The organism is Nocardia pseudobrasiliensis NBRC 108224 (genome assembly GCF_001613105.1).
Lineage (GTDB): Bacteria > Actinomycetota > Actinomycetes > Mycobacteriales > Mycobacteriaceae > Nocardia > Nocardia pseudobrasiliensis.
On sequence record NZ_BDBS01000026.1, the window covers coordinates 1 to 4734 of the forward strand.

Below are 4734 nucleotides of genomic sequence, written 5' to 3' on the forward strand. Positions count from 1 at the left end.
ACGCGACTGTAATTCAGTGATCTCCGTCACGCGGTCCGGGCTGATGGCCGAAGATTCCGCGCGGCGCGTGCCCGTGCACACCCTCGACATAGGCGGTCTCCGCATGCAGTGCGAAGTCGATCCCCGCGACCTCGTCCTCCTTGCTGACCCGGAAGCCGAGCGTGCGGTCGATCAGCTTGCCCAGCACGAACGACACGGTGAAGGCGTAGGCCGCGACGACCAGCACGCCCACCAGCTGCTTGCCCAGCTGTGCGAGGCCGCCGCCGTAGAACAGACCCCGTGCGCCGCCGGTCATGACCTGATTGGCCAGCAGGCCGATCAGCAGCGTACCCACGACGCCGCCGACGAAGTGCACGCCGACCACATCGAGCGAATCGTCATAGCCCGCCTTGAACTTCCAGCCCACCGCGAACGAACAGGTCACGCCCGCAACGAGTCCCACGATCAGCGCGCCGAGGGTATTGACCGAACCGCACGACGGGGTGATCGCCACCAGGCCCGCGACCGCACCCGATGCCGCGCCGAAGGTTGTGGGCCGGCCGTCTCGAAGCTGTTCCACCACAAGCCATCCGAGCATGCCGAGACAGCCCGCGACCAGGGTGTTGAGGAAGACCGCGGCGGCCAGTCCATCGGCCTTCAGCGCGGAACCGGCGTTGAAGCCGAACCATCCGAACCACAGCAGACCCGCGCCGAGCAGTACGAACGGCAGGTTGTGCGGACGCATCGCGTCGACCCTGAAGCCGATGCGCGGGCCGAGGACCAGCGCCAGCGCCAACGCCGAGGCGCCGGAGGCGATCTCGACCACCAGCCCGCCCGCGAAATCGAGCGCCCCCAACGATGCCAGCCACCCGTGCGGACCCCAGACCCAGTGCGCGATGGGCGAATACACCAGCAGCGCCCAGAGCGGGACGAACAGCATCCAGGCGGAGAATTTCGCGCGATCGGCGACCGCGCCGCTGACCAGGGCCGCGGTCAGGATGGCGAAGGTCAGCTGGAAGGTGACGAACAGCAGTTCGGGCACGCCGTTTCGCACCGTGCCCGGATCTATTCCGGTGAGCGCGACGTGGGCCAGGTTGCCGATCACGCCGCCGCCCGCGTCCTCGCCGAAGGCCATCGAATAGCCGAGCAGCAGCCACACCACCGTCACCAGTGGGATGGCGATGAAGCTCATCATGAGCATGTTCAGTACGCCGGTCGTGCGCACCATGCCGCCGTAGAAAATGGCCAGGCCCGGCGTCATGAGCAGCACCAGGGCGGTACTGGCCAGCAGCCAGGCCGTGGCTGCGGGGTCGATGGTCGAGGGCACGGTAACTCCTTTCACGCGCGATCGCGTGCAAGGAAACTACCGAACGATCATTTGCGCCCCTTGCGCGCCAGCGCGCGTCGCCCGCGCGGACCCGGGATCGGCAGATCGTCGCGCAGCGCCAGCCACTCCGCGGTGACCAGCCACTGCTGCTGCGCCCGGGCATCCGCGGTGTCGTTGAACACCCGCCGCCCGCGATCGTCGCGCAGATCGTGGGCGAGTACCGACCAGCGCGGCGGGCGGCCCTGTTCGGATTCGTGCGCGGCGAGAAATCCGGCGACGAGTGTGCCGATCGTATTCACCGGCCGCAGCGATACCCGATTGCCGTATGCTGCCGAATGGAAACGTCTTGCGGCACATAAAGATCGGGGCGTCGCATTGAATGCGATCCAACCCGCGCGCTGTGCGCGTTCGATCAGCCATAGATGTTTGATCGCATTCGGCGCGATTTCGCCGACGCGTTCGCGAATCAGGGTGAGAACCGGTTCGGTGAGCAGGATGTCGCGCCGCGTCGGTCCGATTCCGTGTTCGGCCCAGTATTCGTGAGTGAGAGTTGCCAGTACTCGGCCGAATTCGTCGACACTGCGCTGGGCGCGCCGACCCAGGCGTTCGATACGTTCGGCCTCGTGGCGCATCTCGTTCTGCACAATGAGGGTCCGGATGGCCGCCAGCGTCGGGACCTGCCCGCGATCGAGCAGCTCGAGGATGGCGGCGGAGGTCTTGGGATCGGCCGCGGCGGTCACCGGTAGCGAGTCCCGGTTGAGTGCGAAATCACGCGGACTGATCGCACGGCTCAACAGGCCGACTGCGGCCCTGTTTCCGGCGAAATCAGTATGGGCGAGCCAAGCGGCGGCGATGTCGTCACGCGACGGCACTGTCGACTATTCCTCCGGGCTGGTGCGGGAGGTGTTTCGCGGACCACAGATGCGAGAACTCCCGCCGGGTCTGGGAGAGGTTGTGCCCCGGTCGGGATGAGGGACCGACCGGGGACACCAACCTGATGAAGGTTTGGCTACCGAAGTTGCCGGGGACCACGTTAGCCAGTCAATTGCAGATATCGCCAATTCGTTGACAAGATCGTTACGTTGGCAATTGTCCGTACTAACCGGGGATTTGGTCCGGAAATTTGGACACATGCGGGACCAGCTCGGTAAACGGTTGGAATTTGGTTGTAGCTTGAATTTCTTCGCCCCGCAGATCGCCGCCGCGCTCGTGTGTGTCCGGTGCTAACGGGTCCGAGGAATGATTGTGAGGCGCATCACACCGACCGTTCGGTGTTCTGACCGGGCCGAGGACATCGGCCAGCGCGTGTATTCGATGTCGGTGGACGCCGGTACCCTCGGGCCGTGGCTCTGTACCGGAAGTACCGACCGGCAACGTTCGCAGAGGTGGTGGGGCAGGAGCACGTCACCGACCCGTTGAGCATCGCGCTCGACACCGGGCGGATCAGTCATGCCTACCTGTTCTCGGGCCCGCGCGGTTGCGGCAAGACCTCCTCGGCGCGCATCCTCGCGCGCTCGCTCAACTGTGAGCAGGGGCCGACGTCGAAACCGTGCGGGGTGTGCTCGTCGTGCGTCGCGCTGGCGCCCGGCGGCCCGGGCAACCTCGACGTCATCGAGCTCGACGCCGCGAGTCACGGTGGTGTCGACGACACCCGTGAGCTGCGCGACCGGGCCTTCTACGCCCCGGCCGAATCGCGCTATCGCGTCTTCATCGTCGACGAGGCGCATATGGTCACCACGGCCGGTTTCAACGCGCTGCTCAAGATCGTCGAGGAGCCGCCGGCGCATCTGATCTTCGTCTTCGCCACCACCGAGCCGGACAAGGTGCTGCCGACCATTCGCTCGCGCACGCATCACTACCCGTTCCGGCTGCTGCCTCCCGCGACCATGCGCGGTCTGCTGGGCAAGATCTGCGATCAGGAGCATGTGCAGGTCGAAGAGGCCGTGTACCCCTTGGTGATTCGGGCGGGCGGCGGTTCCCCGCGCGACAGTCTCAGCGTGCTCGATCAGCTGCTGGCCGGTGCGGGTCCGGACGGCGTGACGTATCAGCGCGCGCTGGCCCTGCTGGGCGTCACCGATATCGCCCTGATCGACGATGCCGTCGAGGCGCTGGCAGTCGCCGACGGCGCGGCCTTGTTCGGCACGATCGATCGCGTGGTCGAGGCGGGCCACGACCCCCGCCGCTTCGCCACCGATCTGCTCGAGCGCATTCGCGACCTCATCCTGCTGCGCGCGGTCCCCGACGCCGTCGAACGCAACCTGGTCACCGGCCCCGGCGACGTCCTCGACCGCATGCACGACCAGGCCGCGCGCCTCGGCCCCGCGGCTCTGGCCCGCTACGCCGAACTCCTGCACGAGGGCCTCGGCGAAATGCGCGGCGCCACCAACCCCCGCCTCCTCCTCGAGGTCGTCTCGGCCCGCATGCTGCTGCCCGCGGCCGCCGATACCGAAGCCGCCACCCTTCAGCGCCTCGAGCGCCTCGAACAACGCGTGGCAGGCGGCGCGGTAGCCCCGGCCCCGAATTCGACGCCTGACGCCCCCGTGGCGAGTCCAGCCGCCGCACCCGCGAGCGGTTCCCGTCGCCGCGGTGCCGAGGCCCTGGCCGCTATTCGCGAGAACCGCACCGCAAGTCCTACCGTCCCAACGGCATCGGCTGATTCCGCTGCTGCGGAGCCGGCTGTATCGCAGGCTCCTGCCGAGGCGGAACCGCCAGCGCCTTCGAATGCCGCTGCACCGCAAGGCGGTTCGGCGGCGGGTACGGCACGACCGCATCCGGCTCAACGCGCGCAGGGACTCGGCGGTGGGGAGCCCGCGCGACCGGAACCTGTTGCGGCACAGCCTGAACCAGTGGCGGAGGCGGTCGCGGCTTCGCGGACTGTGGACGTTGCGCCTGTTGAGGACGTTTCGCCTGTTCAGGATGCCGCGCTCGGAGAAGACCATTCACCCGCCCGGGACGTCGCGGCGGCCGAAGAGTCGCCCGCGGAGCCCGCGTCGGCGCTCGAGCCAGTCGCGCAGGAACCCGAGTCCGTGGCGCAGGAACCCGAAATCGTGGCTCCCGAACCCGAAGTCGTGCCCGCGGATCCCGTTGTACCCGCTGATCCCGTCGTGTCCGCAGATCCCGTCACCTCGGCTGCGGTCGCGGGTGGGACCGGTGAGGATGCGGTGTTGCGCGAGATCGAGGCGAAGTGGGGGGAGATCCGGGCCAAGGTGCGGGAGTTCGGGGCCGCGGTGCACGCGCTGTTGTCCGGGGCTTCGGTGGCTCGGGTCGAGGGGGATGTGGTGGTGTTCGCGCATCAGCACGCGCCGTTGGCGCAGCGGTTGTCGAATCCGAAGTATGTGGAGGCCGTGCAGGCGGCCGTGCGGGACGTGCTGGGGCGTGAGCACGGGGTGCGGTGGGAGGCCGCGGGGGCCGCGCCGCCTCGACCGGCT

3 protein-coding genes are annotated in these 4734 nt (G+C 68.0%); 1 reads left to right on the top strand and 2 read right to left on the bottom strand.

The window, feature by feature from the left end; genetic code table 11:
* Positions 1-13 precede the first annotated feature (13 nt).
* Both NP4_RS20885 and NP4_RS20890 read right to left on the bottom strand, forming a co-directional pair.
* Positions 14-1306 carry an ammonium transporter gene (locus NP4_RS20885; protein WP_068000257.1) on the bottom strand — a complete coding sequence of 431 codons (1293 nt, stop codon included), beginning with the start codon at positions 1304-1306 and terminating at the stop codon, positions 14-16.
* Between the two features lie 47 nt (positions 1307-1353).
* The gene (locus tag NP4_RS20890; RefSeq protein ID WP_245997850.1) at positions 1354-2100 is read right to left on the bottom strand and encodes a hypothetical protein; all 747 of its coding nucleotides are present in this window, start codon (positions 2098-2100) and stop codon (positions 1354-1356) included.
* 549 nt (positions 2101-2649) lie between these two features.
* On the opposite strand from NP4_RS20890, the gene NP4_RS20895 reads away from it, so the two are divergent.
* Positions 2650-4734 (top strand): DNA polymerase III subunit gamma and tau (locus NP4_RS20895; RefSeq protein WP_068000260.1); only part of this gene is annotated, 2085 nt, incomplete at its 3' end.